We start from the raw sequence: 26654 nt of genomic DNA on the forward strand, positions 1-26654 counted from the left end.
TTTCACGTAATTGAATGTGGCTGAATAGCAGCCCCGATGAGTCATCGTCGGGGTGTTTTTTTATGCGAATAGTTTAGAGTAAATGCTTTAAATTGGGCGATCTTTTGTTAGAATAGGGATGTTTCTTGAGGAAAACCAATCGTCTTTGTTCTCGAGAACTCGCTTTTTCCCAATTTTTTGAACTCATTTCTTCAGGCCGGTCCGCGACAGCGAGACTGGCCTCATTTTTATCCCTTCCTATCCCATTATTGTAATAAATTTTCAGTTTCGTTGATGTTCGGCATTATTCCCGGCTTGTCTAGCGGGAGAGCTGAAAACGGTGTCAAGGAGGGGGTATGTTAATTTTCACAACAGCCTAACGTTCTATCTCTCTGATTAGAAAGACTTATAAGAAATAGAGATGAGTTGTAACAGAAGGGGGAGTGGGGGCTGGCCCGGGCAGGGGAAAACTGAAAGTCTTTCAATCAGCGGAGGGCCAACTCCGCTCATTGCAGCAAGAAGAGGAGCGATTTACTCCTCGATCTGGTGGTCTTCTTCTGTGTCGGTTGGAGTTGCCTCGGCATTGGACAGATACCAGCCGCTCAGGGTCTGGGCCAGCTTCTCGACGCCTATGTTGTTGAGGGAAGAGAAGGCTTCAACCTGGATCTGCGGACCCAGCTCGGCTACTGCTTGGCGCACCTTGATCACCTGATTGTTGCGGGGACCCGGGCTCAGTTTGTCTGCCTTGGTCAGCAGCAGCATCACAGGCAGTTCACGGTGTGAGCTCCACTCCAGCATGTTCATGTCGGTCTCTTTGAGCGGATGGCGAATGTCCATCAGGATCACCAGACCTTTCAAGGATTCGCGGCGCTGCAGGTATTCAGCCAGTGACTTTTGCCACTTGAGCTTCATTTCCAGCGGAACCTGCGCATAACCGTAGCCCGGCAAGTCGACCAGGCGCTTGCCCGGCTCCAGTTCAAACAGGTTGATCAGCTGGGTACGACCCGGTGTCTTACTGGTCCGTGCCAGGTTCTTGTGTTTGGTCAAGGTATTCAATGCAGATGATTTACCGGCGTTGGAACGCCCGGCAAACGCAATCTCGACACCCCCATCATTTGGTAGGTGGCGGATGTCGGGTGCGCTGGTCACAAAATGCACCTTATTGAAATTCAGAGTTTGTGTATCCAACGTAAATTCCCCATAGAGATAGAGGGTTATAGAGTTACTTTTTTGTGAAATCGTGTAAAATGGCGTCGCTTAAACGCGTTTATTTTAACATGCCTTCGGCGGCATGGGATCTGGAAGCCTAATAACGAGAAAGTTGGAACGCCATGAAGAACCTAGTCATTACACTTGCTCTGATGGTTGGCGTAACTGGGATGGCACAAGCCAAGGGCGATGCCGCTGCGGGACAAACCAAGGCTGCCGTCTGTGCGGCCTGTCATGGACCGGACGGCAACAGCCCAGTCGACATGTATCCCAAGATTGCTGGTCAGCACGCATCATATATCAAAAAACAATTAGTTGAACTGAAGGCTGCAGCTTCTGGCCAAACTGGTCGGGTTGCTCCCATCATGGGACCCATGGCGTTGCCTCTGTCCGATCAGGACATGGACGACCTGGCCGCCTACTTCTCCAGCCAGAAGGTGACTCCGGTTGCCGTGCCCGATGACGTGGTTGCCGCAGGCAAGGCGCTCTATATGGGAGGCGACATGGGACGTGGTCTGGCCGCTTGTACCGCCTGCCATGGTCCGCGCGGTTCCGGCGTCGAGCAGGCCAAGTATCCCAGCTTGTCGGGGCAGCACCCTGCGTATATCAAGGCGCAGCTCACCGCCTTCCGTGCGGCAGCCCGTGACAATGACCCCAATGGCATGATGCGGGATGTGGCCAAGAAGCTGACGGATCAGGACATCGAGGCGCTCTCCAAATACGTGGCGGGTCTGCACTGATAAGGTCCTGAATCTAGCTTGTTGAAAATAACAGGGAACTATCAAGGTTCCCTGTTCTCTTTTGGGGCTTCCGGTGCCATGTCTGCAAATGCCCTGTATTGTTGTAAGAGATCCCCCATTTCCGAGTCCGGTCGGGGCTGAAACAGCGTTCGGCCTTCGACGCAGAAGCTATAACTTTCAATATGTTAAAAATGAGATGGCCACTTATCTTCGTTTGAAAGCATGCCGGGTGGATTGAGCCCCGCAGCGAAATTGTTACAGTGAGCTCATGGAACGACCGGGCGAGCTGTTGGCGTCCGGGTTGGACAGGGAGTCGGCTCAGCAGGCAAGTGATGAGCAGGAGAGTCAGAGACCAGGATGGTGACCGCCAGGGATGAGCGGGGCTGCGGGAGGCAACCACCCCAGAAAGACGACCGGATGTTGTCCGCATGGGTCAGACAAGCACACGCACATTCAGGATCGAGCAACAAGGGTCAGGAAGACCTAACGATATGATGCGCAGAGGTACGCCCAGGGATAAGGCGATTTGCAGCCAGGGAATGGGACTCGCATGACAGGATCAAGGCAGCTTCGGCTGCCTTTTTTCTGCTGGGTCATTAACCCGCCAAGGCATTCTGTGTCAAAATACCAGCAACATGCCCAGAGGATGCCGATCCTGCGGTGTTCAGCGACCGAATATGGTCGAATTGGTGCGGGATCCCACTCTTGTTCCAGATTTACTGTTCCCCGCTTCAGCATCCTCCCCGGACGAAACAATCCCGGGGGTTTCAATCCAGTTATTTGTCGGAGTCATTCATGTCGGCCAAACAACCCACCCGCAAGCCTACCGGCAAGCGCAAAGAATCAGATGCCAGTGCCCTGGAAGGCCGCGAGCGCAAACGCGCCGCCAAGCGCAAGGGCTTGAAGGCGGGCTCCCGTCAGCAAGTCGAGCAGGGCAAGAAGGGCGGCAGTGGCAAGCAGGCCAAGGATCCGCGCATCGGCTCCCGCAAGCCGGTCGTGCTGATCGTGGAAGAGAAGCAGAGCAAGCCGGTGGCGCCCAAGCCGCAAAAAGAGAAGAAGTTGGTGATGACGCCCGAGCAGGAGCTGGCCTCCATCGAGAACGATGATCGCCTGAACGATCTGCTGGATCGACTGGATGCCGGTGAAACCCTGGAAGCGGCCGAGCAGGCCTGGGTCGATCAGCGCGTCGATCGCTATCAGGAGCTGATGGACGAGCTCGGCATCATAGACACCGACGAAGATGACGACGGTGATTTTGACGAGGTCGAGTATGAAGAGCCGAGACAGCCAGCCTCCGAGGAGGAGCTGTGGGAGCGTTTCAGCCAGGTTGACTATCAGCCCGAACCCAAGCCAGAGCCGAAGAAGAAGTGATGAGTGGATGGATGCTGGCCGCCCTGCTGGGGGGCCTTGTCTTGCTGGGGCTGGCTGTCTATGCCGGCACCCTGCTGGCGCGTCTCAAGCGTCAGCACGACATGCAGCGGCAGGCCATCGCGGCCCGCAACGAGCGCATCCTCGACAGCGTCAGGGTGATCGCCCATGCGGTTCGGGATGGTCAGTGCGACTACTCGGAGGGGGCCATCCGGCTGACCAACCTGCTGGATGCCTTGCAGATCAAGGGTGGACGGGCCTTCGCCAGTGAATTCCCCGGTCTCTATGGCCTCTACGAGAAGGTGAAGGAGATGCCGACTCACGAGGCGAGGCGAGCCCTCAAGCGCAACGAAGTGATGAAGATGGATCTCGAGCGCAGCGGCTACGAGGCCGAGCTGGAGGCGCAGATCCTCAAGGATGTCGCCCGACTGAAGGACTTTCAGCTAAGCCGGTGAGCCCTGGATAACAAAGAAAGAGGAAGCAAGCGTGCAAGCAGAACAGATTGTGTGGGATCAGGCCCTGATCGAGAAATATAACTACAGCGGCCCGCGTTACACCTCCTATCCCACCGCGCTGGAGTTCAACGAGGGCTTCGGTTATCCGGACTTCGTCCAGGCCGCGGGCCAGTATCCGGCGCGCAATCTGTCGCTCTACGTGCATATCCCCTTCTGCCACAAGCTCTGCTACTACTGCGGCTGCAACAAGGTGATCACCCGTCACCAGCACAAGGCCGATCAATACCTCGATTACCTCGAGCAGGAGATCAAGGCGCAAGCCCCCCTGTTCAAGAACCGGCTGGTGACCCAGCTGCACTGGGGTGGCGGCACCCCCACCTATCTGAGCGAGGGGCAGACCCGTCGCCTGATGGCCATCTTGCGGGAGCACTTCCACTTCGCCGAGGAGGGGGAGATCAGCATAGAGGTGGACCCGCGCGAGATCGAACTCTCCATGCTGGACGTGTTGCGGGAGCTGGGTTTCAACCGCATCAGCCTCGGCGTGCAGGATTTCAACAAGGCGGTGCAGGTCGCGGTCAACCGGGAGCAGGACAACGACTTCATCCGCGCCATGCTGGAGCGCGCCCGGGCATTGGGATTCCGATCCACCAACCTGGATCTCATCTACGGCCTGCCGCACCAGAACCGGGAGAGCTTCCACCACACCCTGGAGGAAGTGCTCAAGACGGATCCGGCCCGCCTCTCCATCTTCAACTATGCCCATCTGCCGAGCCGCTTCGCCGCCCAGCACAAGCTGAAGGAGGAGGACATGCCGGCCCCCCGGGAGAAGCTGGCCATGCTGCAGGACACCATCGCCTTCCTCACCGGTCAGGGTTATCAGTTCATCGGCATGGATCACTTCGCCAAGCCCGATGACGAGCTGGCGGTGGCCCAGCGCGAGGGCAAGCTGCACCGCAACTTCCAGGGCTATACCACCCAGGGGGATTGCGATCTGCTGGGGCTGGGGGTCTCTTCCATCAGCATGATGGGAGATGCCTATTCCCAGAATCAGAAGGATCTCAAAACCTATTACGCCCAGGTGGAGACGCTCGGCCACGCTCAGTGGAAGGGGTGTTCCCTCAATCGGGACGACCTGATCCGCCGCGAGGTGATCAAGCGCCTCATCTGCGACTTCGCCCTGAATTTCGCCACCGTCGAGCAGGCCCATGGCCTGGTCTTCCGGGAGTACTTCGCCGAGGATCTCAAGCTGCTGCAGACCTTCATCGACGATGGTCTGGTGCGCCTGACAGACGACGGCCTTGAGGTGGTCTCCACCGGTCAGCTGCTCATTCGCAACATCTGCATGTGCTTCGATGTCTATTTGCGCAGCAAGGCACGCCAGCAGCAGTTCTCCCGGGTGATTTGAGCCCTCGGCCAGGTTCTCTACATAAAAAAACCGCCTTTCGGCGGTTTTTTTATTGGGCTTGCCCCTGCTCAGCGTTGAGCCGCGCGGGCGCTCAGTTCGGCCTTCTCGCCATCGCTCAGGAAGGCCAGGGTCAGGCCGTTCTGCTGGGCGGTGCGGATCTCGTTCGCCGTCATGCCGGCGGCCGGGGCGGCCACCTCGTATTCGTGGGGCAGGTCGATGCCTTCCACTGCGGGATCGTCGGTGTTGAGGCAGGCCAGCACGCCGGCGGCCAGGAACTGGCGGATCGGGTGCTCAGTCAGGCTGGCGACCGTGGTGGTCTGGATGTTGGAGGTGAGGCAGGACTCGATGCCGATGCGGTGCTCCGCCAGATAGGCCATCAGGGCCGGATCCTGGATGGCCTTGACGCCGTGGCCGATGCGCTCGGCGCCGAGATCACGAATGGCCTGCCACATGCTTTCGGGGCCCGCCGCTTCACCGGCGTGCACTGTCACCCGCATGCCCGCATCCCGCACCTTGCGAAAATGTTCGGTGAAGAGTGTGCCCGGGAAGCCCAGCTCGTCACCGGCCAGATCGATGGCGACCAGCTTGTCGCGATGGGCCAGACAGGCGGCCAGCTCCTGACTGCACTGTTCGGTGCCGAAGGTGCGGCTCATGATGCCGATGAGGTTGGTCTTGATGCCGAAGTCGCGGCTGCTGGCGGCCACGCCGTCTATGATGGCTTCCACCACGCCCTGCGGGTGCAGCTTGTGGGCCATCGCCATGTAGGCGGGGCTGAAGCGCAGCTCGGCATAGTCGATACCGGCACGCAGCAGATCTTCCACGTTCTCGTAGGCGACCCGGCGGCAGGCATCGTAATCGGCCAGCACGGCCACCCCCCAATCCAGCTTCTTCAGGAAGGCCACCAGACTCGGCTCGTTCTCGACGATCTGCACGTGAGGGCGCAGGGCTTCCAGCTCATTGGCCGGCAGCTGGATGTTGTGCAGGCGACCCAGCTCGAGAATGGTCTGCGGACGGATGTTGCCATCCAGATGGCGGTGCAGGTCGGTCAGGGGGAGGGATCTGTCAATCATGGTGGCGCCTTCTGCGAGTCGGGTTGGAAAGCCTGTCATTCTAGGCGGGGATCTTGAAAAAGATACCCCGTTTGCAGGCAAACGGGGTCTGATTGGTCAGGCTTTCCCTCAAGGCGTGATGGGAATCGTTTTTCCCGCAGACTCAGGGAATGTCGAGTTCCTTGAGCTTGCGGGTCAGGGTATTGCGACCCCAGCCAAGCAGGCGGGCGGCCTCCTGCTTGTGGCCATGGGTGTGCTCCAGCGCCGTCTCCAGCATGATCCGCTCGAACTGGGGCAGGGCATCCGCCAGGATGTCGGTCTCCCCCAGCACCAGCTTGGCGGCCACCCAGTCCTGCAGTTGTTGCTGCCAGCCACCGGTCAGAGCGGGGTGGCCGGGCTCCGCCGTGCTGGTGATGGGGGTCAGCAGCTCGGTGGGCAGATCGCCGACCAGCACCTCCTGACCGGAGGCCATCACGGTCAGCCAGCGGCAGACGTTCTCCAGCTGGCGCACGTTGCCTGGCCAGGGCAGGCGGCTGATGTAGGTCTGGGTATCCGGGTGCAGGCTCTTGGCCTCCACGTTCAGCTCCTTGGCGGCTCTCAGCAGGAAGTGCTGGGCCAGCTGGGGTATGTCCTCCCGGCGCTCCTTGAGGGCGGGGATATGGATGCGGATGACGTTGAGGCGGTGGAACAGATCCTCCCGAAATTCGCCGTCGGCGACCCGTTTTTCCAGATTCTGGTGGGTGGCGGCGATGATCCGCACATCCACCTGCACCGGTTGATGGCCGCCGACCCGGTAGAACTGGCCGTCCGCCAGCACCCGCAGCAGCCGGGTCTGGACGTCCAGGGGCATGTCGCCTATTTCGTCGAGAAACAGGGTACCGCCGTCGGCCTGTTCGAAGCGGCCGTGACGTATGTTGTTGGCGCCGGTGAAGGCCCCCTTCTCATGGCCGAACAGTTCGGATTCGATGAGATCCTTGGGGATGGCCGCCATGTTGAGGGCGATGAAGTTCTTGTGGGCGCGCGGGCTGTGCTTGTGCAGGGCATGGGCGACCAGCTCCTTGCCGGTGCCGCTCTGGCCGTTGATGAGCACCGAGATGCTGGAGCGCGACAGCCGGCCTATGGCGCGAAACACCTCCTGCATGGCGGGAGCCTCACCGATGATCTCCGGGGTGGTGGTGGCCTCCTGCTGGCGCGCCTTGCGCTTGGTGCGCTGCTCTTTCAGATGATTCTCGGCGCGGCGCACCAGGGTGACCGCCTCGTCGATGTCGAACGGCTTGGGCAGGTATTCGAAGGCGCCGCGCTGGTAGGCGTTGACCGCGCTGTCGAGATCCGAGTGCGCCGTCATGATGATGATGGGCAGATCGGCCTGGCGGCGGTGGATCTGCTCCAGCAGGCTGAGGCCGTCTATGCCCGGCATGCGGATGTCGGAGAGGATCACGTCCGGTGAGCGCATCTCCAGCGAGCTCAGCAGGGCTTCGCCATCGGCAAAGCTCTCGCATTCGAAGCCTTCGCTGCCAAGGGTGCGCTCCAGGACCCACCGGATGGAGCTGTCGTCATCGACGATCCACACTTTTGCTGTCATGAGGTTCCCTTATTTGCGAAGTGGTAGGTAGATGGTGAATTCGGTGTGGCCGGGCCAGCTGATGCAATCTATGCGTCCCTTGTGCTGATCGATCAGGTTCTGGGCGATGGAGAGGCCGAGGCCTGTGCCCCCCTCCTTGCCGGTGATCATGGGGTAGAAGAGGGTGTCGCGAATGGCATCGGGAATGCCGGGACCGTTGTCGACGATCTTGATCTCGGCGGCCAGGCGGTAGCGTTGACCGTGGATGGTGATCTGGAAGGCGGTGCGGGTCTTGATGCGGATGAGCCCGGTCTGATCGCCGAGGGCTTCGGCGGCATTGCGAACTATGTTGAGAAACGCCTGCTGCAGCTGGTCCGGCTCCATCTCGAACTCGGGAATGCTGGGGTCGTAATCCCGCTCGATGCGGATCTGGGGCGGCAGCTCCAGATCCACCAGACGGCGCACCTGCTCCAGCACCGAATGCACATTGTGCATCTGATGGCGTCCCGGTCGCTGGGGGCCGAGCAGACGATCGACCAGTACCCGCAGGCGATCGGCCTGCTCTATGATGATGCCGGTATATTCACGCAGGGCTGGGTCGGGCAACTCCTTTTGCAGCAGCTGGGCGGCGCCGCGCAATCCCCCGAGGGGGTTCTTTATCTCGTGGGCCAGCCCGCGCACCAGCTCCTTGGCGGCCTGCTGCTGGGCATGTTGCTGCAGCTCCTGGCTGATCTTCTTCTGCTGATCGATCTTGCGCAGCTCCACCACCATCAGCCGCTGCTCGTGGTCGGCCATGGGGCTCACGCTGATCTCCACCAGCCTGGGCTCTCCCTCCACCACCAGGGTGACTTCGCTGTCGGTGAAGCCCTGCCCTGAAATGAGGCACTGCTTGAATCGTTGCAGGTCGAGGGAGATGTGCTCCAGCAGATGGGGCAGTTCGATCCCGATCAGTCGCCGTTCGCTGAGGGAAAGCAGCTGTTCGGCCGCCGGGTTGACGAATTGAATGCAGAGCCGCTCATCCATCAGGATGACGGCGGTCAGCAGGTTGTCCAAGAGTGTCTTGGCGTGATCCAAGCGGGTTGGCACAGGTTTCTCCCTAAAACGGTGCTTTACACCTGTTATGCACCGATATGGTGCATTGAGTTTACCCGCATCGGTGCGTCACATCACCCCTAATTGGCCTTGGGGGTGGCTTTGGGAGCCTGATTCACAGTCGTTCTATGCAGGTAAAAGGTGGCTGCTTTGGATTTAGCAAGGATCGTACCGTCTTTGGCGAGCAGCTCGAGCCGCGCCTCGTAGGCGCCGCGAGGGAGGTTCTCCACCCGGATGGCCAGGCTGTTGTGAACGAGGGGAATGGCCTTGTCGTTCAGCAGCAGGCGCACGTCATATTGCACCGGCGCCTGGGGATGGACCTGGGCCTGGAAGACGATGTTGCCCGTGTTGTCGCGCAGTGTGCTGCCCGGCTCGGGGGAGAGCAGTTCTATCTCCAGGGGGGCGGCCTCCAGGGCCTTCCTGGCATCGACGCCGGTCAGGCTGTTGAAGTCGTCGACCTGGACCGAGTGGGGCGAGGTGCCGATGAGGGGGGAGACCCGCAGGTCTATTTCCCTGGCGTTCTTGCCGGGGGGAGGGGCGTCTGTGTAATGGGTCACCCCTTGGGGATCTATCCAGGAATAGACTCTGGCCGCCTGGGCGGTGCAGGAGATCATCAGCAAGAGGCCCAGCGTCCATGTCGGGTGTACTGTTTTCATCCATCTCTCCTTGACGGGGTTCACCTTAATCCTATCAGAGAAAAAAATGTCGGGCTTATTGTCGGATCCGCGGTGAAGAATGGGCTCGACGAGCCGTATGCCCCATGCTGTGTGAGGCCATGGGTCATGATATTTCAGCCCCTTAGATAAAAAACCCGCCAGATGGCGGGTTTGTCATGATGAAGCAAGGACACCGGATTAGACGGAGTAGTACAGCTCGAACTCCAGCGGGTGCGGGGTCATGCGGACACGATCCACGTCATGCTGCTTCAGCTCCAGGTAGGAGTTGATGAAGTCGTCGCTGAAGACGCCGCCACGGGTCAGGAACTCGCGATCAGCATCCAGTGCGGACAGGGCCTCGTCCAGGGAACCGGCAACGGTCGGCACTTCTGCGGCTTCTTCCGGCGGCAGGTCATACAAGTTCTTGTCCATGGCATCGCCCGGATGGATCTTGTTGATGATGCCGTCCAGACCGGCCATCAGCTGGGCTGCGAAGGCCAGGTAGGGGTTGGCAGCCGGATCCGGGAAGCGCACTTCGATGCGGCGGGCTTTCGGGCTCGGCACAACCGGGATACGGATGGAGGCAGAGCGGTTGCGGGCGGAGTAGGCCAGCATGACAGGGGCTTCATAGCCCGGCACCAGACGCTTGTAGGAGTTGGTGGTCGGGTTGGCGAAGGCGTTGATGGCCTTGGCGTGCTTGATGATGCCGCCGATGTAGTGCAGCGCCATCTCGGACAGACCGCCGTACAGGTCGCCGGCGAACAGGTTGACGCCGTTCTTGGCCAGGGACTGGTGGCAGTGCATGCCGGAGCCGTTGTCACCGAACATGGGTTTCGGCATGAAGGTGACAGTCTTGTTGTAGGCGTGGGCCACGTTGTGGATCACGTACTTCAGCACCTGCACTTCATCAGCTTTCAGCGTGAGAGTGTTGAAGCGAGTGGCGATCTCGTTCTGACCGGCAGTGGCCACTTCGTGGTGGTGAGCTTCAACGACCTGGCCCATCTCTTCCAGCACCAGACACATGGCAGCACGGATGTCCTGGGAGGAGTCAACCGGCGCAACCGGGAAGTAACCACCCTTGACGAAGGGACGGTGACCCTTGTTGCCGTGCTCGTACTCGGTACCCGAGTTCCAGGCAGCTTCTTCGGATTCGATCTTCACGAAGCTGTGGCCCATGGTGTTGGAGAAGGTGATGTTGTCGAACATGAAGAATTCCGGCTCCGGCCCGAACAGCACGGTGTCAGCGATGCCGCTGGCTTTCAGGAAATCTTCGGCACGCTTGGCGATGGAGCGCGGATCGCGGTCATAGCCTTGCATGGTGGCAGGTTCAAGCACGTCACAGACGATGTTCAGCGTGGTCTCTTCGGTGAACGGGTCCAGTTTGGCGGAGGCCGGATCCGGCATCAGCACCATGTCAGACTCGTTGATGCCCTTCCAGCCGCCGATGGAGGAGCCATCGAACATCTTGCCGTCTTCGAAGAAGTCTTCGTCGACCTGGTGGGAAGGAATGGATACGTGCTGCTCTTTACCCTTGGTGTCGGTAAAACGCAGATCAACAAACTTGACTTCGTGTTCCTGGATCAGGGCCAAAACGTTCTGGGCTGACATGCTAAGTAACCTCCGGTGTTAAAACTCTTTGGGTGAATGCGTCATCACATTCACATAAGCCAGTATCGTGCCAAGTTTGTGACAGCTTGATTTCAGGGCATTTGCACCCTTTCAGGCTGTCGGGACACCCGCTTTCATGCTTGGCTGCGCCTCAAAGTGGTGCAACCTTGGATCGTTTTGGTGCACCATCGTGGTGCGCCAACGTGCCAAGGCCATCTAAGCAGGCTTTTGGCGCGGGGTCCATGATCCAGATCCCCTGTTGTACGCGAATGGTCTGCAATTCTGCTAGGCAGATCACAAAGGCGAGAGTACAATTAGCGCCCAATTTTACCCGGTGATTTGAGGCGAGAATGTTAGAGAATTTACGCAATATTGCGATTATTGCGCACGTTGACCACGGCAAAACGACTCTGGTTGATAAGCTGCTGCAGCAATCCGGCACTCTGGATCGCACCAGCGAAGGTCAGGAACGGATCATGGACTCCAATGATCTGGAACGGGAACGTGGCATCACCATTCTCGCCAAGAACACTGCGATCCGCTGGAACGACTACCGCATCAACATCGTGGATACCCCGGGTCACGCCGACTTCGGTGGTGAAGTTGAGCGCGTGCTCTCCATGGTTGACTCCGTGCTGCTGCTAGTTGACGCCGTTGACGGCCCGATGCCGCAAACCCGTTTCGTGACCCAGAAGGCATTCGCCCAGGGTCTGAAGCCCATCGTGGTCATCAACAAGATCGACCGTCCGGGTGCTCGTCCTGACTGGGTAATGGATCAGGTCTTCGATCTGTTCGACAACCTGGGTGCCACCGATGAGCAACTGGACTTCAAGGTTGTTTACGCCTCTGCACTGAACGGTTGGGCCACCCTGGACCAAGACGTACCGTCCGACAACATGGAACCCCTGTTCCAAGCCATCGTCGACAACGTCGAAGCCCCTGCTGCGGATACCGAAGGCGGTTTCCAGATGCAGATCTCCCAGCTGGACTACAACTCCTACGTGGGCGTCATCGGCATCGGCCGTATCACCCGTGGTCGCGTCAAGACCAACCAGCAGGTCACCATCGTGGGTGCCAACGGCAAGAACCGTACCGGCAAGGTCGGTCAGGTGCTGGGTTACCTGGGTCTGTCCCGTACCGAAGTGGCCGACGCGCAAGCGGGCGACATCATCGCCATCACCGGTCTGGGCGAGCTGAAGATCTCCGACACCATCTGTGACAACAATGCCGTCGAAGCCCTGCCGCCGCTCTCCGTTGACGAGCCGACCGTGAACATGACCTTCCAGGTCAACACCTCGCCGTTCGCCGGTAAAGAAGGCAAGTTCGTCACCTCCCGCAACATCCTGGAGCGTCTGAATCAGGAACTGGTCCACAACGTGGCCCTGCGCGTGGAAGAGACCGAAGATCCGGACAAGTTCCGCGTCTCCGGCCGTGGTGAACTGCACCTCTCCATCCTGATCGAAAACATGCGTCGCGAAGGCTACGAGCTGGCGGTATCCCGTCCGGAAGTTATCCTGCGTACCGTTGACGGCGTTCTGCAAGAACCGTTCGAAACCGTTACCGTCGACGTGGAAGAGATCCACCAGGGTTCAGTGATGGAGCAACTCGGCCTGCGTAAGGGCGAGATGACCAACATGACCCCGGATGGCAAGGGCCGTGTCCGTCTGGACTTCATGATCCCGAGCCGTGGCCTGATCGGCTTCCAGACCGAGTTCCTGACCATGACTTCAGGTACCGGCCTGCTGTACCACACCTTCGACCATTACGGTCCGCACAAGGGTGGCAGCATCGGTGAGCGTCAGAACGGCGTGCTGATCTCCAACGCTACCGGCAAGGCCCTGACCTTCGCCCTGTTCGGTCTGCAAGACCGTGGTCGTCTGTTCATCGGTCACGCGACCGAAGTGTACGAAGGCCAGGTGATCGGGATCCACTCCCGCTCCAACGACCTGACCGTCAACTGCCTGAAAGGCAAGCAGCTGACCAACATGCGTGCCTCCGGTACCGACGAAGCCCAGGTGCTGACTCCGCCGATCCGCATGACCCTGGAGCAGGCTCTCGAGTTCATCGACAACGATGAGCTGGTCGAGATCACGCCGAAGGCCATCCGTATCCGCAAGAAACTGCTGACCGAGATGGATCGCAAGCGCGCCGGTCGTGCTTGATCGATAGCTGTTCATCGACAGACCAAAGAGAGGCCTTATGGCCTCTTTTTTTATGGTCGCGCGGCGGTCTCTTGCTCCCGTATGGTCGATGCGATGGTCGCGAGCTGGCTGATGGGTGGTCAGATGGGCACCCTATCTGACACAATATCTGCATGATGACGCTTACGAGAATCAAGATGCAGCAGCAAATCCGCGGCCGCCTGGCCCACGCAGTCTCCTTCTTGCGCCACGATGGTGCCCATTTCGCCCAGTTTGTCTGGGGTCGTTTCCAGCAGGACAGGCTGACGGTCACCGCCGGCTACCTGGCCTATGTGACCCTGCTCTCCCTGGTGCCCATGGTGGCCGTGGTGTTCGGCATGATGTCGGCCTTTCCGGTGTTCCAGACCCTGAAACAGCAGATGGAACAGTTCGTCTATCACAACTTCGTGCCCACCGCCGGCGAGATGCTCAAGGAGTACATAGACGGCTTCGTGGCCAATGCCACCAACACCACTGCGGTCGGCATAGGTGCCCTGATAGTGGTGGCCCTGATGCTGATCTCGGCCATCGACAAGAACCTCAACTACATCTGGCGCTCGACCCAGAATCGACCGCTGGCCCAGGCCTTCGCCATGTACTGGATGATCCTGACCCTGGGCCCCGTGCTCATCGGGGCCAGCCTCGCCATCTCCTCCTACATACTGTCGCTGAAGCTGTTTGCCGCTGACAGCCTGTTTGGCGCCGGCTACCTGGTGTTGCGCAGTCTGCCGTTCCTGTTCTCTGTGTTCGGCTTCCTGCTTATCTATACGGTGGTGCCCAACTGCAAGGTGCGGCTGACCCACGCCTTGATCGGCGCCCTGGTGGCGGCCACCCTGTTCGAGCTGGCCAAGCGTGGCTTCTCCATCTACATCACCAACTTCCCCTCCTATCAGGCCATCTACGGTGCCCTGGCGACCATCCCCATTCTGTTCGTATGGGTCTATCTGAGCTGGTTGGTGGTCTTGTTGGGGGCAGAGACCACCGCCTGCCTGGGGGAGTACGAGAAGCCCGGCAATGAGGAGCTGGGCTGATCCCCTCGCTTATTGCTAACATCAACGACCGCCTTCGGGCGGTCGTGCGTTTCTGACAAGACAAAGGAGTTGCGGGTGATTGCATTGATCCAACGGGTATCCGAGGCCAGCGTGACCGTCGAGAGGGAGGTGACCGGGGCCATAGAGCAAGGGCTGCTGGTACTGCTCGGGGTGGAGCAGGGGGATGACGAGGCCAAGGCCGACAAGCTGCTGCACAAGGTGAGCGGCTATCGCATCTTCTCCGATGAGAACGGCAAGATGAACCTCAACGTGAGCCAGGTCGGTGGCAGTCTGCTGGTGGTCTCCCAGTTCACCCTGGCGGCGGATACCGGCAAGGGGATGCGACCCAGCTTCTCCGGTGGTGCCCACCCGAGCGATGCCGAGCGGCTCTATGACTACTTCGTTGCCCGGGCCAGGGAGAGCGGCGTGCCGACCGAGACGGGGCGCTTTGCCGCCGACATGAAGGTCAGGCTGCTCAACGACGGTCCCGTGACCTTCTGGCTGCAGGTGTAGGGCAACAGTAACAGCTCGCCAAGGGGCGTTAAGCCCCCTGGCTGATGGCGTGCAGTATGACGTTGCGATAGCCCGGCACCCCGTGGGCGCTGGTGGGGCCGATCCACTCCTCGGCCAGCCTTTTGGCCTGTGCCAGTTCGAGATGGGTCCGTGGCAGCAGGTTGACGATGAGGGTGCCGTGCAGGCATCTGGCCAGCGCCTGATAGATGGGAGCCTGGAACAGCAGCAGGGGATTGCCGTCCTGGCTGAACAGGTCCAGCAGCACCAGGTCGTACTGTTCCCGACTCTCCAGCAGGAAGTGCAGTGCATCGGCGTGGTGCAGCCGTGGCGCACCTCCAGTCGAGGGCAGGAAAAACTGCTGGAACAGGGTGAGGATCTCGGCGTCCAGATCCACGCAGTCGTGGCGGGCTTCGGGCCAGCGCGCACCCAGATGACGGGTGAGATCCCCCCCTCCCAATCCCAGCTCCAGGATCCGGCTCGCCTGTGCGGGCAGCCGCTCGGCGATGCTCTGCTGATGGGGCAGGCAGAGGTGTTCCGGTTGGCTCAGGCTCATGGCGGATTGCACCACGCCGTCCATTTCCAGCCAGCGGTGGCGGGCATTTTCCAGGATGGAGAGGCGGCGTTCGGGTTTGGCGCTGAGGTGCAATAAGTGATCGGCTTGGTACGCTTGCAGATTGAAGTCCATGAATTTGCACGGCAAGATGGCTTTCGACCAGTGTAACTCAAGGACGTCGCTATGTACCGGGTGGTCACCCCTCAAACGCCAGCGGAGCTGGATGCCAGCTACCCGCCGCGCCGGGAGGCATTGATGCGCAAGCCCTTCAATCTGGCCGTCGGCGCAAACTCAAGGATCGCTTTATGCATCGGGTAGTCACCCCAGAAACGCCAGCGGAGCTGGATGCCAGCTACCCGCTGCGCCGGGAAGCATTGGTGCGCAAGCCCTTCCATCTGCCCGTCGGCGCAAACTCAAGGATCGCTTTATGTATCGGGTAGTCACCCCCCAAACGCCAGCGGAGCTGGATGCCTACTACCAGTTGCGCTGGGAACTACTGCGCAAGCCTTTCAATCTGCCCGTGGGCTCCGAGCGTGACGAATACGATACCGTCGCCATTCATCGGCTGATGCTGGCCGAAGACGGCACCCCCATCGCCGTCGGCCGCCTCTTCATCGGGGGTGACGAGGCCCAGATCCGCTTTATGGCGCTTCGTACAGAGTACCGTGGTCAGGGGCTGGGGGCCCGCATGGTGGAGGATCTCGAACAGCTGGCCCGGGACGAGAAGGTGAAACGGCTGGTGATGAACGCACGCCAGGAGGCGGTGGAGTTCTATCGCAGGTGCGGCTTTCTCGAGGTGGGCGAGGGGCCCGTCTCCTTCGGCCGCATTCCCCATCGTCAGATGATCAAATCCATCAGTCCGCTGCAGACCATACAGTATCGCCCCGAGTGGTGTCAGGATCTCACCACCCGCTGGTCGAGGGGGATCCCCATCAGCGAGAAGATGGGGGTGCACATCACCCACTACGACGGCCAGACCTTCCACCTCAAGGCCAACCTGGCGGCCAACCTCAACGTCCACGACACGATGTTCGCCGGCAGCATTTACAGCCAGTGCGTGCTGGCGGGCTGGGGCCTCATCTGGCTGCAACTCAAGGAGGCCGGTCTGGGCGGGGATACTGTGCTGGCGGAGGGCAACATCAAATACTACAGACCCGTGAGCGAGGAGCCTGAGGCCAGGGTCGCCCGGGAGGGGATGCCCGCCGTGCTGGCGCCGCTCAAGAGCGGGGAGTCCGCCAAGTTCAGCCTGCGGGTGCAGCTGTTCAGCGGCCGCAAGCTGGCGGTGGAGTTTGTCGGCCAGTACGTGGTGCTGCCCATCAAGCGGGCGGGACACTGACCCCCTCGTCGGGCATCCGATAGCAATAAGGCCTCATGATGAGGCCTTGTTCGTCATTGCGCCGCGGTGGCGGGGGGCGTCTGGGGTCGCCGGAGCGTGCCGCTGCGCCCCTGGGCCGGGTAGCGTACGCCAGTCTCCCAGTCGCAAGTGGCTTCCCCGCTCGGGAAGCGCCATTCAAGGGTCGGGCTCTCAAGGGGGCCGCGCCAGCGCGCCAGCAGCTCGGCGCAGCGCCGCTTGTTCAGCACGCCGAGATCCAGCTGCCACTGGTCGCTGGCGAGATCGACCCCGCCCTGCAACCCGAGCAGGTGGGTGATGGTGGAAGCCCCGCCCTGCTCGATCTGCAGCTTGCCCTGCTCAGCCCTGGCCTTCAGCCTGATGTGGTAGAAGGGGGTATCCCCCTGCTGCAACGCCTGCCACAGGGTCTCGGGGGTCAGGGTGGGCGGGGTCGCTTCCTTGAACCAGTTGTCCAGCAGCGGGTCTATCCCGACCTTGTCCCAGAAGGGATCCCTGGCCTCCAGGCTCAGGCTGCCCTGCAGGGTGCGGCGCCAGTTGCCGGGGGCCTGCTCCGGCTGCGGGGCCAGATCGGCTTGCAGATCCGTCTCCAGATCCACCTTGCCCGCCAGCGAGACGGGGGCATGGAGCAGTTCGCCCCACTTCTCCAGATCCAGCTGCTTGCCCTGCAGTTGCAGGCGGCTCTCCTGCCCGGGCACCTTGCCCCATTGGCCGCTGAGGCTGAGGGAGCCCTCATCCGGCAGCTCGCTGCTGAGCCTGTTGAGCTGCCAGGCGCTCGGGGTCAGCTCCCCGTCCAGCACGCCGTTGCGGGCACTCAGGCCATCCCACACCAACTCGAACCACTTGCTCTCGATGCGGGCACGGCCGAGCAGCGGACCCGGCTGGTTGTTCCTCAGGCTGAGATCGCTCAGATAGAGCTGCCAGCCAGTCAGGGAGAGGGGCAGGGCGTCGTCGAAGGAGAGCACCTTGAGCCTGTCGAAGGCCAGCTTGCGCACCTCGATCTGCTGCGGGCGCCAGCCCTGCCACTCCTGCCACCACCTTTCCGGCAGGCTGATGTCCATGCCGCTCAGGGCCATGTCCTTGAGGGTCAGCTTTTGCAGTTGGGTGTCGAGGGCAAGCTCGACATTGAACTCCCCTTCGTATGCCTTGCCCTGCAGCTCGGCCTCGATCTGCCGGGGGGAGAAGGCGAGCTTGCCCTCGATGGCTTCCAGCTGGAACAGGCCGCGGCCCAGATCCGCCAGGGTGCCGGAGAGATAGCCGCTTGGCTGGCTGCCCGCCTGCCAGTCGAAGGCGGTGAGCTGACCGCTGAAGTTGTTGAGGGAGAGCTCCTGCTCTATGGCATTGACGCTGACCCGATCGAGCTGGCCCCGATCCAGGGTGATGCGGCGCAGGGGGAGCTCGCCAGGGGGGATGTCCCCCAGCTCGACCCGCATGCCACGGGCCTTGAGAGCGTGCAGTTGCAGGCTGCGATCCGGCCAGTTCAGCACCATGCCGGTCTCCAGCAGACCCTCGAACAGGTTGGTGGTCAGCTTGTCCGTGCTCAGCACCTGTCCCTCCAGTCGCCCCTTGAGGCTGAGGCGGGCCAGGGTGAGTTGCGGCGTCTCCAGCTGGTTGATGCCCAGGGTCAGGTTGGCCTGGGGCTGGCGTTTCGGATCGATCAGCTCCCAGTCGCTCAGGGTGGCGCTCAGGCCGCGCAGGGTCAGGGCCTCGCTGTACAGGCTCAGGTTGTCTATGGTGCTGTCGCTGATGGTGAGGGAGTGCACCGGCAGGGTCGGCAGCTGGTTCGGCAGCGGCAGCTTGATGACGGGGCGGATGAGATCCAGGTGGGCGATGCGCACGTCCCGGTTCAGCCAGTCGATGTTGTCTATCTCCAGATAGATCTTCTCCAGCTGCACCGCATCCCCGTATTGCACCTGCTCCGCCAGCAGGGTGTAGGGGTGAAGCGGGTTGAACACCAGCCGGCCTATGGTGACAGGCACGCCGGTCTGCTGGCTGATCCAGTTGGCGATGGGGCCCTTGGCCCGTTCGGCATCGAACAGGCCGAGGCCGACCCAGACGAATAGCAGCAGGAAGGCAAACAGATAGAGCAGGGCGCGTAGCCAGGAATTCATGGATGCTTTCCTCCTGTTTTGGGGTGTGTTGTCAGGCGTTTGAGTAGTGGTCCCGCAGGCCGAGCCAGCGGCGGATCAGTGGTTCGACATGGTTGGGATGACGGTCCATGAGGACATGTGCCCATCTTCTGCATCTACCTCGATCAGGCATTGGAATAGTGATCCCGTAAGCCGAGCCAGCGTCGTATCAAGGGTTCGACATGACTCGGATGCCTATCCATGAGGAAGCGCGCCATCTTCTGCACCTGGGGAATAAGCGGCTGATCCCGCACCAGATCGGCGATCTTGAGATCCGCCAACCCGGTCTGGCGGGTGCCGAGCAGTTCCCCCGGGCCGCGCAGCTCGAGATCGCGCTGGGCGATCAGGAAGCCGTCGTTGGTCTCCCGCAGCACCCCGAGCCGGCTCTGGGCCGTCTTGGAGAGGGGGGCATGGTAGAGCAGCACGCAGTGGGAGGCCACCGAGCCCCGGCCGACCCGGCCGCGCAGCTGGTGCAACTGGGCCAGCCCCAGCCGCTCCGGGTTCTCGATGATCATCAGGCTGGCATTGGGCACGTCCACCCCCACCTCGATGACGGTGGTGGCGACCAGCAGTTGCAATATGCCTGCCTTGAACTCCTCCATCACCCGCTGCTTCTCGATGGGGCGCATCCGGCCATGGACCAGGCCTATGTGCAGGCCGGGCAGCCGGGCTTGCAGCTCGGCTGCCGTGTCCTCGGCGGCCTGGCACTCCAGCACTTCGGACTCCTCGATCAGGGTGCAGACCCAGTAGGCCTGCTTGCCCTCCTCGCAGGCGAGTTTGACCCGCTCGATCACATCCTGACGGCGGCTGTCCGGCAGGGCGACCGTGGTGATGGGGGTACGGCCGGGCGGCAGCTCGTCGATGACGGAGGTGTCGAGATCCGCATAGGCGGTCATCGCCAGGGTACGGGGAATGGGGGTGGCAGTCATGATGAGCTGGTGGGGATGCACCCCCTCCCGCTCCCCCTTCTCGCGCAGGGCGAGGCGCTGGTGCACCCCGAACCTGTGCTGCTCGTCGATGATCACCAGGGCCAGGCGCTGGAACACCACCTGCTCCTGGAAGATGGCGTGGGTGCCCACCACCATCTTGACGCTGCCGTCGGCAATGGCGGCCAGCGCCTCCTCCCGCGCCTTTCCCTTCTGCTTGCCCGCCAGCCAGCCCACCTTGATGCCGAGGGGGTCCAGCCAGTGGGCGAAGTTGATGGCGTGCTGTTCGGCCAAGAGTTCGGTCGGCGCCATCAGCCCCACCTGGCAGCCGTTGCCTATGGCTTGCAGCGCCGCCAAGGCCGCCACCAGCGTCTTGCCGGAGCCCACGTCCCCCTGCACCAGCCGCATCATGGGGTGGCTGCGTTGCAGATCCTGGCTTATCTCCGCCACCACCCGGTTCTGGGCGCCGGTGGGGGTGAAGGGCAGGGCGCTTAGCAGCTTTTCCACCAGAGCCGGGGCCGGCTTGAGGGTGCGGGCCAGCTGGGTCTGTGCCTGGGCGCGGACCTTGAGGACGGAGAGGTTGTGGGCCAGCAGCTCTTCCAGCACCAGTCGCTGCTGGGCCGGATGCTGGCCGCTCTCCAGCAGGGCCAGCGCCACCGAGGGGGGCGGGCGGTGGAGCAGACGCAGGGCGGCGGCCAGCTCGATCTGCTGGGGGTAGAGACCGGCGGGCAGCAGCTCCTCGACGCCATAGAGGTCGAGCTGGGCCAGCGCCTGATCCGTGAGGCTGCGCAGGCTGAGCTGGCGCAGGCCTTCGGTGGTCGGGTAGACGGGGGTGAGCGCCTCTTCGGTCTGGCCGGCCTGCTCCTCGCCGAGCAGCTTGTACTCGGGGTGGGCCATCTCCAGCCCGTACTTGCCGGGGCGAGCCTCGCCGAAGCAGCGGATCAGGCGGCCCTGGGCCATGCTGTTTTTCTGGGCGGCGGTGAAATTGAAGAAACGCAGGGTCAGGCTGCCGGTGCCGTCGCTGATGCGGCACACCAGCATGCGGCGGCGCCCCATGACCAGCTGGGTGTCCTGGATTTCGCCCTCGACGGCGCCGTGCAGCCCGGGGGGCAGATCGCCGATGGGCCACACCTGGGTGCGGTCCTCGTAGCGCAGGGGTAGGTGGAACAGCAGATCCTGTACCGTGGCCAGCCCCAGCCGCTCGAGCTTCTCCAGCATCTTGCTGCCGACGCCCTTGAGGCTATCGAGAGGAATTTTATCCAATTTCATCAATTAGATGCCCGAAAACACTGTAAATATGTCCAGATGATAGGGGTTGTTGCTGCCTCGATGCAAGCCGCGTTGCAGCGGCAGGGGCTCCCTGGGCGGGGCGAGAGGGCGCATACGACAAAGGCCTGCCGAACACGGGAGGCCTTTGGAGGGGCAGAGAGGGGAGGCGGACAGGGCTTAGATGATCCGCTTGAGCAGGATATGGGCCCTGACCCTGTGGATCCTGGCAAGCAGCTTGCGCACCTGCTCGGGGTAATCCTTGATCTGCTCGATCTGATCGAAATGGCTGATGCGACGGGTGTGGGCCAGGATGCAGTCGCGCTCCTCCTGGAAGCGCTCGCGCAGATGGTGGTGGCGGTCATGGACCAGCAGGCCGTTCTCCAGATCCAGCGCCCAGGCGCGGGGATTGAGGTTGTTGCCGGTGAGCAGGGCCCACTCCTGGTCCACGAAGATCCCCTTGAGGTGATAGGAGTTCTTGTCGCAGCACCAGAGCATCAGATTGAGACGGCCGCTGTCGATGTGGTGCTGGTTGCGCTCGGCAAACTTGCGCAGGTTGGTCTCGTAGAGATAGGGCAGGCCGCCTATGGTGGAGAATTTCTCCTCCGGCGGGATGAAGAAGTCGTTGGCTGTCTTGTCGCCCACCACTATGGTCACCTTGCAGCCGCGCTTGAGCAGGGCTTCCACGTCCTTGTTCAACTCCTTGGGGGGGTTGAAGTAAGGGGTGCAGATGAAGATCTCCCGCTCGGTGGCCCGCACCAGGTTGCGGATCATCCGGTTGAGCTGGTTGCCGCGCTTGCCCAGGCCCACCATGGGGGTGATGGCGATCTCCTGGCTGTTGGCCGGTATGCTCTCGAATCGGTACTGGCTGGTGCGCAGGTTGTGCTTGAAGCGGCGGATCTGCCCCTTGAGCTGCTTGGTGCCCGGGATGCCGGGGCGATCCAGCCGCTGCACGGCCTCGCTCTTGAGGAAGACGTCATCCACGTAGTTGACCATGCTGCGGGTCAGGGCCTGGCTGTGGATCTGATGATAGCGATCGAAGCGGTAGCGCTCCTGCTGGTGCAGGTAGATGTCGTTGAGGCTGGCACCTGAATAGAGCAGGATGTCGTCGAAGATGAAGCCCTTGAGGTGCAGGACGCCGAGCAGCTCGCGGCCCTTGACCGGCACGCCGTAGATCTCGATCTGGTGTTCATGGCGGGCGGCCATGGTCTGATACATCAGGTGGTTGCCCCCCTGTTTGCCCTTGCCGATCAGGCCGCGCTGGGCGCGGTGGAAGTCGACGAAGACCTTGATGTCGAGGGCGGGGTTGCGCTGCTTGGCGGCGTAGAGGGCGGAGAGGATCTCCCGTCCCGCCTCGTCATCCTGCAGGTAGAGGGCGATCAGATAGATACGCTGGGTCGCGCCCGCGATGAGCGAGAGGATACGGCTCTTGAAATCCTTGGCGCTGTTGAGTACCTGGAACTGATCTGCGGCAACCGCGATCTGGGGTAAACGTGCCAGCAACTGTCGATAATGTGCCGATGAATGCATAGAGAAGCCTGAAATCACGGGATGAAGCGTTCCACTCGGGGCGATGAATAGGCAATTCTAGCAATCTGTGGCGACGGGCCCAAGCAAGAATCCGTAAAAATGTCGATGGAACGCCATATCGGGGCCGCCGGATGGGGCCCCGATATGGGGGAGTTAGAAGACGATGCTTGCCATGGCAACGATGAGGAAGGCGATGGTACCGAGCAGTGTCTCCATCACGGTCCAGGTCTTGAGGGTGGTCTTCTCGTCCATGTTGAGGAAGCGGCTGACCAGCCAGAAACCGGAGTCGTTGAAGTGGGAGAGCACGGTCGCCCCACCGGCGATGGCGATGACGATGAAGGTCAGGTCCAGATCGCTCAGCCCGGCCGTGGCCGCGACCGTCGGCGCCATCAGGGCGGCCGTGGTGGTCAGGGCCACGGTGGCAGACCCCTGGGCCACCCGCAGAGCGGTGGAGACCAGGAAGGCGGCCAGGATCACCGGCATGCCGGTGTCGGAGAGCACGTCGGCCAGGGCCGTGCCGATGCCGCTGGCGCGCAGCACGCCGCCGAACATGCCACCGGCACCCGTCACCAGGATGACGGCGCAGACCGGGGCCAGGGCGTCGTTGCAGAACTTCTCGAGCTGCACCTTGCCCTGGGTCTGACGGAACAGCCAGAGGGCATAGAGCACTGTGATGAGCAGGGCCACCGGGGTCTTGCCGACCATGCGCAGCACGTTGACCCAGTCCGCACCCTTGTCGATGACACCCATGACGCCCAGGGTATTGAGGCCGGTATCCATGAAGATGAGCACCAGCGGCAGCAGCAGGATGGAGATCACCTGGCCAAAGCTCGGCGCCTTGTCGGAGAGTCGCTCTGCGGTCTCGGTGACGCTCGGGGGCAGGGGCAGCTCAAACTTCTTGCCGGACCAGAGCCCGAACAGATAGGCACCCAGGTACCAGGTCGGCAGCGCGACCAGCAGACCCACGACGGTGAGCAGCCCTATGTTGGCACCCAGCAGTTCGCTGGCGGCCACCGGGCCCGGGTGCGGCGGCAGGAAGGCGTGCATCACCGCGAAGGCACCGGCGGAGGGCAGGGCATATTTGAGGACTGAGCCGCCGAACTGCTTGGCCACGCTGAAGATGATGGGCAGCATGACGATGAGGCCGGCATCGAAGAAGATAGGGAAGCCGAACAGCAGGGAGGCGATCCCCAGCGCGAAGGGGGCGCGGTGGGAGCCGAAGCGGTTGATCAGGGTGTCGGCAAGCACCTTGGCGCCCCCCGTCATCTCCAGGATCCTGCCTATCATGGCCCCCAGGCCGACCAGCAGCGCGACCGAGGCCAGGGTGCCGCCGAAACCGGTCAGCATGGTGGGGATCACCTGGTCATAGGTGACCCCGGTGGCCAGGGCCGTCAGCATGCTGACCAGGGTCAATGCCACGAAGGCATGTACCTTGAATCGCATGATCAGCACCAGCAGCATGACGATAGCGCCAGCGGCTACCGAGAGCAGGTAGGCGACATCGGGTGTGTTCATCGCTCCGTCCATAAAATGTCCTCAAATGGTTCTAGTAGTTGTTCTGCACATTTCTGTGCTCCACTTCACATTGCGCAACGTTACCGGTAACATGTTACCGGTAACGTGCTAACTTAGAACCCATCAGGTAAACGTTTTTTGAAAAGTGAGAGAGAGGTCAAATAATGGCGGGCAAGAGCATTATCGTGATGGGTGTGTGTGGCAGTGGCAAGTCCAGCATAGGCCTCAAGGTGGCCAGCGCCCTGGGCGCCAAGTTCATCGACGGTGATGATCTGCACCCCCGCGCCAACATCCAGAAGATGGCGGGCGGCAACCCTCTCAACGACGAAGACAGGGCGCCCTGGCTGGAGCGGATCCGCGATGCGGCCTACAGCCTGGAGCAGAAGAACGAGCTCGGCGTCATCGTCTGCTCGGCCCTCAAGAAGCAGTACCGCGATCAGATCCGCGAGGGCAACGAATCGGTGCACTTCCTGTTTCTGGACGGCAGCCAGTCCCTCATTCTCGACCGGATGCGGGCACGGCAGGGCCACTTCATGCGGGAAGGCATGGTAAAGAGTCAGTTTGAGACCCTGGAGCGGCCGGATGGCGAGGCCGGTGTGTTTCGCGTCGACATAGATGGCACCTTCGAACAGGTGGTCGACCGCGCCGTCACCGCCCTGGCGCAGGTGCAATGAGCCATTTCGCGCGCCCGGCCCCGGTCGATCGCGTCCGTATTTCCGTGCTGGAGACAATCCTATGACCCATCCCGTGATCACCGAAGTGACCAACCGCATCCGTGAGCGCAGTGTCGCCCGCCGCCAGGCCTTCCTGGCCCGCATCCAGCGCCAGGCCGAGCAGGGCAAGACCCGCGCCTCCCTCTCCTGCGGCAACCTGGCCCACGCCGTGGCCGCCTCCAGCTGTGACGACAAGGGGCGCATCCTCGACATGACCCGCGCCAACGTGGCCATAGTCACCGCCTACAACGACATGCTGAGCGCCCATCAGCCCTATCAGGGCTACCCGGACATCATCAAGGGGGCGCTGGCCGGGCTCGGCCACAGCGCCCAGGTCGCCGGCGGCGTGCCCGCCATGTGCGACGGCGTGACCCAGGGCCAGCCGGGGATGGACATGTCCCTGTTCTCCCGGGATCTCATCGCCCAGGCCACCGCGGTCTCCCTCTCCCACAACACCTTCGACGCCACCCTGCTGCTCGGCATCTGTGACAAGATAGCCCCGGGCCAGATCATGGGGGCCCTCTCCCACGCCCACCTGCCCACCGCCTTCGTGCCCGCCGGCCCCATGGCGAGCGGTATAGGCAACGACGAGAAGGTCAAGGTGCGCCAGCAGTACGCCGCCGGCGAAGTGGGCCGCGATGCCCTGCTGAAGATGGAGTGCGGCGCCTACCATTCGGCCGGCACCTGCACCTTCTACGGCACCGCCAACACCAACCAGCTGGTGTTCGAGGCCATGGGGCTGATGCTGCCGGGCTCCGCCTTCGTCCACCCCCACAGCGAGCTGCGCCACGCCCTCACCGAGGAGGCGGCCCGTCGCATCAGCGCCATGATCCCGGGCTCCCCGGCCTACCGCCCCCTGAGCCAGGTGCTGGACGAGCGCGCCCTGGTCAACGGCCTGGTGGCCCTGCTCGCCTCCGGCGGCAGCACCAACCACAGCATCCACATGGTGGCGCTGGCCCGCGCCGCCGGCCTGGAGCTGACCTGGGACGACTTGAGCGATCTCTCCGACGTGGTGCCGCTCTTGGTACGCATGTACCCGAACGGCCCGGCGGACGTGAACGCCTTCGAGCAGGCGGGGGCCGTGCCCGGCCTGATGCGCCGCCTGGCCGAGGCGGACCTGATCCACCTGGATGCCACCCCGGTGTTTGGCGAGATGCAGGATTACCTCAGTCGCCCCGCGCTGGTGGAGGGCAAGCTGGTGTGGCAGCCGGTGGGGGAGAGCACGGATCCGAGCGTGTTGTCCGTCGCTGGCAGCGTGTTCCAGGCCACCGGCGGCACCAAGCTGCTATCCGGCAACCTGGGCCGCGCCGTGGTCAAGGTCTCGGCGGTCGCCCCCGAATACCGGGTGATTGAAGCGCCGGCCCGGGTCTTCTCCTCCCAGCACGCGGTGGAGGCGGCCTACAAGGCCGGTGAGCTGAACCAGGACGCCGTCATCGTGGTGCGCCACAACGGTCCGGCGGCCAACGGTATGCCGGAGCTGCACAAGCTGATGCCGGTGCTCGGCAACCTGCAGAAGGCGGGTCACAAGGTGGCTCTGGTCACCGACGGCCGTCTCTCCGGCGCCTCCGGCAAGATCCCGGCCGCCATCCACGTCACCCCGGAAGCGCTGCACGGCGGGGCCATAGGCCTGCTTGCCGATGGCGATCTGCTGCGGGTGGACGCGGTGACCGGCAGCCTCGACTGCCTGACCGATTTGAGCGGCCGCACCCAGGCCGAGATCGACCTCACTCTGGAACAACAGGGGTGGGGCCGTGAACTGTTCAGCGTGATGCGTCGCGCGGTATCGAGCGCCGAGTGCGGCGCCACCATCTTTGACTGAGGAAGAGCT

At 62.1% G+C, this 26654-nt stretch carries 21 protein-coding genes and 1 pseudogene; 11 read left to right on the forward strand and 11 right to left on the reverse strand.

Annotated elements, in window-relative coordinates; genetic code table 11:
- Positions 1-510 precede the first annotated feature (510 nt).
- Positions 511-1167, reverse strand: coding sequence for a ribosome biogenesis GTP-binding protein YihA/YsxC (yihA, locus tag ACWPWQ_RS19345; RefSeq protein ID WP_202047937.1), 657 nt, complete (start codon positions 1165-1167; stop codon positions 511-513).
- Positions 1168-1310: 143 nt separating this feature from the next.
- On the opposite strand from yihA, the gene ACWPWQ_RS19350 reads away from it, so the two are divergent.
- The 4 genes from ACWPWQ_RS19350 (at position 1311) to hemN (ending at position 5156) form a co-directional block, all read left to right on the forward strand.
- Positions 1311-1928 carry a c-type cytochrome gene (locus ACWPWQ_RS19350; protein WP_139437652.1) on the forward strand — a complete coding sequence of 206 codons (618 nt, stop codon included), beginning with the start codon at positions 1311-1313 and terminating at the stop codon, positions 1926-1928.
- Between the two features lie 795 nt (positions 1929-2723).
- Positions 2724-3299 (forward strand): Der GTPase-activating protein YihI, encoded by a 576-nt coding sequence (yihI, locus tag ACWPWQ_RS19355; RefSeq protein WP_139437654.1) that lies wholly within the window; start codon positions 2724-2726, stop codon positions 3297-3299.
- Positions 3300-3310: 11 nt separating this feature from the next.
- Entirely contained in the window at positions 3311-3751 is a 441-nt protein-coding gene (locus ACWPWQ_RS19360; protein WP_043133237.1) for a DUF2489 domain-containing protein, read from the forward strand.
- Positions 3752-3782: 31 nt separating this feature from the next.
- On the forward strand, positions 3783-5156 hold the full coding sequence (hemN, locus tag ACWPWQ_RS19365; RefSeq protein ID WP_454010557.1) for an oxygen-independent coproporphyrinogen III oxidase: 1374 nt from the start codon (positions 3783-3785) through the stop codon (positions 5154-5156).
- A 68-nt stretch (positions 5157-5224) separates the two neighbouring features.
- Here the strand turns inward: hemN and add are convergent, their stop codons facing one another.
- The 5 genes from add to glnA form a co-directional block, all read right to left on the reverse strand.
- On the reverse strand, positions 5225-6226 hold the full coding sequence (add, locus tag ACWPWQ_RS19370; RefSeq protein WP_454010558.1) for an adenosine deaminase: 1002 nt from the start codon (positions 6224-6226) through the stop codon (positions 5225-5227).
- Between the two features lie 142 nt (positions 6227-6368).
- Positions 6369-7787, reverse strand: a complete 1419-nt coding sequence (gene glnG / locus ACWPWQ_RS19375) for a nitrogen regulation protein NR(I) (protein ID WP_454010559.1) — start codon at positions 7785-7787, stop codon at positions 6369-6371.
- Positions 7788-7796: 9 nt separating this feature from the next.
- Positions 7797-8852 (reverse strand): nitrogen regulation protein NR(II), encoded by a 1056-nt coding sequence (gene glnL, locus ACWPWQ_RS19380; protein ID WP_139437660.1) that lies wholly within the window; start codon positions 8850-8852, stop codon positions 7797-7799.
- A gap of 86 nt (positions 8853-8938) precedes the next feature.
- Entirely contained in the window at positions 8939-9514 is a 576-nt protein-coding gene (locus tag ACWPWQ_RS19385) for a DUF4124 domain-containing protein (RefSeq protein ID WP_139437662.1), read from the reverse strand.
- 198 nt (positions 9515-9712) lie between these two features.
- Positions 9713-11122, reverse strand: coding sequence for a glutamate--ammonia ligase (gene glnA, locus ACWPWQ_RS19390; protein ID WP_025325354.1), 1410 nt, complete (start codon positions 11120-11122; stop codon positions 9713-9715).
- A 350-nt stretch (positions 11123-11472) separates the two neighbouring features.
- Between glnA and typA the strand changes: the two genes are divergently transcribed.
- The 3 genes from typA (at position 11473) to dtd (ending at position 14846) form a co-directional block, all read left to right on the forward strand.
- Positions 11473-13284 (forward strand): translational GTPase TypA, encoded by a 1812-nt coding sequence (gene typA / locus ACWPWQ_RS19395; RefSeq protein ID WP_139437664.1) that lies wholly within the window; start codon positions 11473-11475, stop codon positions 13282-13284.
- A 176-nt stretch (positions 13285-13460) separates the two neighbouring features.
- Positions 13461-14333, forward strand: a complete 873-nt coding sequence (locus ACWPWQ_RS19400; RefSeq protein ID WP_247627704.1) for a virulence factor BrkB family protein — start codon at positions 13461-13463, stop codon at positions 14331-14333.
- A gap of 75 nt (positions 14334-14408) precedes the next feature.
- Positions 14409-14846 carry a D-aminoacyl-tRNA deacylase gene (dtd, locus tag ACWPWQ_RS19405; RefSeq protein ID WP_454010560.1) on the forward strand — a complete coding sequence of 146 codons (438 nt, stop codon included), beginning with the start codon at positions 14409-14411 and terminating at the stop codon, positions 14844-14846.
- A 28-nt stretch (positions 14847-14874) separates the two neighbouring features.
- On the opposite strand, the gene ACWPWQ_RS19410 is transcribed toward dtd, so the two are convergent.
- A complete protein-coding gene (locus ACWPWQ_RS19410) occupies positions 14875-15531 on the reverse strand; it encodes a spermidine synthase (protein WP_139437669.1) in 657 nt (218 codons plus the stop codon).
- A 51-nt stretch (positions 15532-15582) separates the two neighbouring features.
- Here ACWPWQ_RS19410 and ACWPWQ_RS19415 point away from each other — a divergent pair.
- Both ACWPWQ_RS19415 and ACWPWQ_RS19420 read left to right on the forward strand, forming a co-directional pair.
- Positions 15583-15687 (forward strand): annotated as a pseudogene (locus ACWPWQ_RS19415) (GNAT family N-acetyltransferase); the annotation flags it as partial.
- A 139-nt stretch (positions 15688-15826) separates the two neighbouring features.
- Positions 15827-16735 (forward strand): bifunctional GNAT family N-acetyltransferase/hotdog fold thioesterase, encoded by a 909-nt coding sequence (locus ACWPWQ_RS19420; RefSeq protein WP_454010561.1) that lies wholly within the window; start codon positions 15827-15829, stop codon positions 16733-16735.
- 53 nt (positions 16736-16788) lie between these two features.
- Here ACWPWQ_RS19420 and ACWPWQ_RS19425 read toward each other — a convergent pair whose 3' ends face one another.
- The 4 genes from ACWPWQ_RS19425 to ACWPWQ_RS19440 all read right to left on the reverse strand — a co-directional run bounded on the left by ACWPWQ_RS19425 (position 16789) and on the right by ACWPWQ_RS19440 (position 24113).
- Positions 16789-18858, reverse strand: coding sequence for a membrane assembly protein AsmA (locus ACWPWQ_RS19425; RefSeq protein WP_454010562.1), 2070 nt, complete (start codon positions 18856-18858; stop codon positions 16789-16791).
- 143 nt (positions 18859-19001) lie between these two features.
- Positions 19002-21071, reverse strand: a complete 2070-nt coding sequence (gene recG / locus ACWPWQ_RS19430; RefSeq protein ID WP_454010563.1) for an ATP-dependent DNA helicase RecG — start codon at positions 21069-21071, stop codon at positions 19002-19004.
- A 177-nt stretch (positions 21072-21248) separates the two neighbouring features.
- Positions 21249-22598 carry a CDP-diacylglycerol--serine O-phosphatidyltransferase gene (pssA, locus tag ACWPWQ_RS19435; protein ID WP_454010564.1) on the reverse strand — a complete coding sequence of 450 codons (1350 nt, stop codon included), beginning with the start codon at positions 22596-22598 and terminating at the stop codon, positions 21249-21251.
- A 153-nt stretch (positions 22599-22751) separates the two neighbouring features.
- Complete coding sequence (locus tag ACWPWQ_RS19440) at positions 22752-24113, reverse strand: GntP family permease (RefSeq protein ID WP_454010565.1); 1362 nt, start codon at positions 24111-24113, stop codon at positions 22752-22754.
- Between the two features lie 164 nt (positions 24114-24277).
- On the opposite strand from ACWPWQ_RS19440, the gene ACWPWQ_RS19445 reads away from it, so the two are divergent.
- Complete coding sequence (locus ACWPWQ_RS19445) at positions 24278-24787, forward strand: gluconokinase (protein ID WP_005328545.1); 510 nt, start codon at positions 24278-24280, stop codon at positions 24785-24787.
- Between the two features lie 61 nt (positions 24788-24848).
- The gene (gene edd, locus ACWPWQ_RS19450; protein WP_454010566.1) at positions 24849-26645 is read left to right on the forward strand and encodes a phosphogluconate dehydratase; all 1797 of its coding nucleotides are present in this window, start codon (positions 24849-24851) and stop codon (positions 26643-26645) included.
- Positions 26646-26654: the final 9 nt, after the last annotated feature.

The organism is Aeromonas sp. Marseille-Q7275, from assembly GCF_965119515.1.

Excerpts from the sequence above, each read along its gene's own strand:
- yihI (WP_139437654.1), top strand. The coding sequence starts at position 2,724 with ATGTCGGCCAAACAACCCACCCGCAAGCCTACCGGCAAGCGCAAAGAA.
- edd (WP_454010566.1), top strand. The coding sequence starts at position 24,849 with ATGACCCATCCCGTGATCACCGAAGTGACCAACCGCATCCGTGAGCGC.
- ACWPWQ_RS19400 (WP_247627704.1), top strand. The coding sequence starts at position 13,461 with ATGCAGCAGCAAATCCGCGGCCGCCTGGCCCACGCAGTCTCCTTCTTG.
- glnA (WP_025325354.1), bottom strand. The coding sequence starts at position 11,122 with ATGTCAGCCCAGAACGTTTTGGCCCTGATCCAGGAACACGAAGTCAAG.
- ACWPWQ_RS19440 (WP_454010565.1), bottom strand. The coding sequence starts at position 24,113 with ATGAACACACCCGATGTCGCCTACCTGCTCTCGGTAGCCGCTGGCGCT.
- add (WP_454010558.1), bottom strand. The coding sequence starts at position 6,226 with ATGATTGACAGATCCCTCCCCCTGACCGACCTGCACCGCCATCTGGAT.
- recG (WP_454010563.1), bottom strand. The coding sequence starts at position 21,071 with ATGAAATTGGATAAAATTCCTCTCGATAGCCTCAAGGGCGTCGGCAGC.
- ACWPWQ_RS19385 (WP_139437662.1), bottom strand. The coding sequence starts at position 9,514 with ATGAAAACAGTACACCCGACATGGACGCTGGGCCTCTTGCTGATGATC.
- ACWPWQ_RS19350 (WP_139437652.1), top strand. The coding sequence starts at position 1,311 with ATGAAGAACCTAGTCATTACACTTGCTCTGATGGTTGGCGTAACTGGG.
- ACWPWQ_RS19425 (WP_454010562.1), bottom strand. The coding sequence starts at position 18,858 with ATGAATTCCTGGCTACGCGCCCTGCTCTATCTGTTTGCCTTCCTGCTG.
- glnG (WP_454010559.1), bottom strand. The coding sequence starts at position 7,787 with ATGACAGCAAAAGTGTGGATCGTCGATGACGACAGCTCCATCCGGTGG.
- ACWPWQ_RS19445 (WP_005328545.1), top strand. The coding sequence starts at position 24,278 with ATGGCGGGCAAGAGCATTATCGTGATGGGTGTGTGTGGCAGTGGCAAG.
- ACWPWQ_RS19420 (WP_454010561.1), top strand. The coding sequence starts at position 15,827 with ATGTATCGGGTAGTCACCCCCCAAACGCCAGCGGAGCTGGATGCCTAC.
- ACWPWQ_RS19410 (WP_139437669.1), bottom strand. The coding sequence starts at position 15,531 with ATGGACTTCAATCTGCAAGCGTACCAAGCCGATCACTTATTGCACCTC.
- ACWPWQ_RS19360 (WP_043133237.1), top strand. The coding sequence starts at position 3,311 with ATGCTGGCCGCCCTGCTGGGGGGCCTTGTCTTGCTGGGGCTGGCTGTC.
- pssA (WP_454010564.1), bottom strand. The coding sequence starts at position 22,598 with ATGCATTCATCGGCACATTATCGACAGTTGCTGGCACGTTTACCCCAG.
- typA (WP_139437664.1), top strand. The coding sequence starts at position 11,473 with ATGTTAGAGAATTTACGCAATATTGCGATTATTGCGCACGTTGACCAC.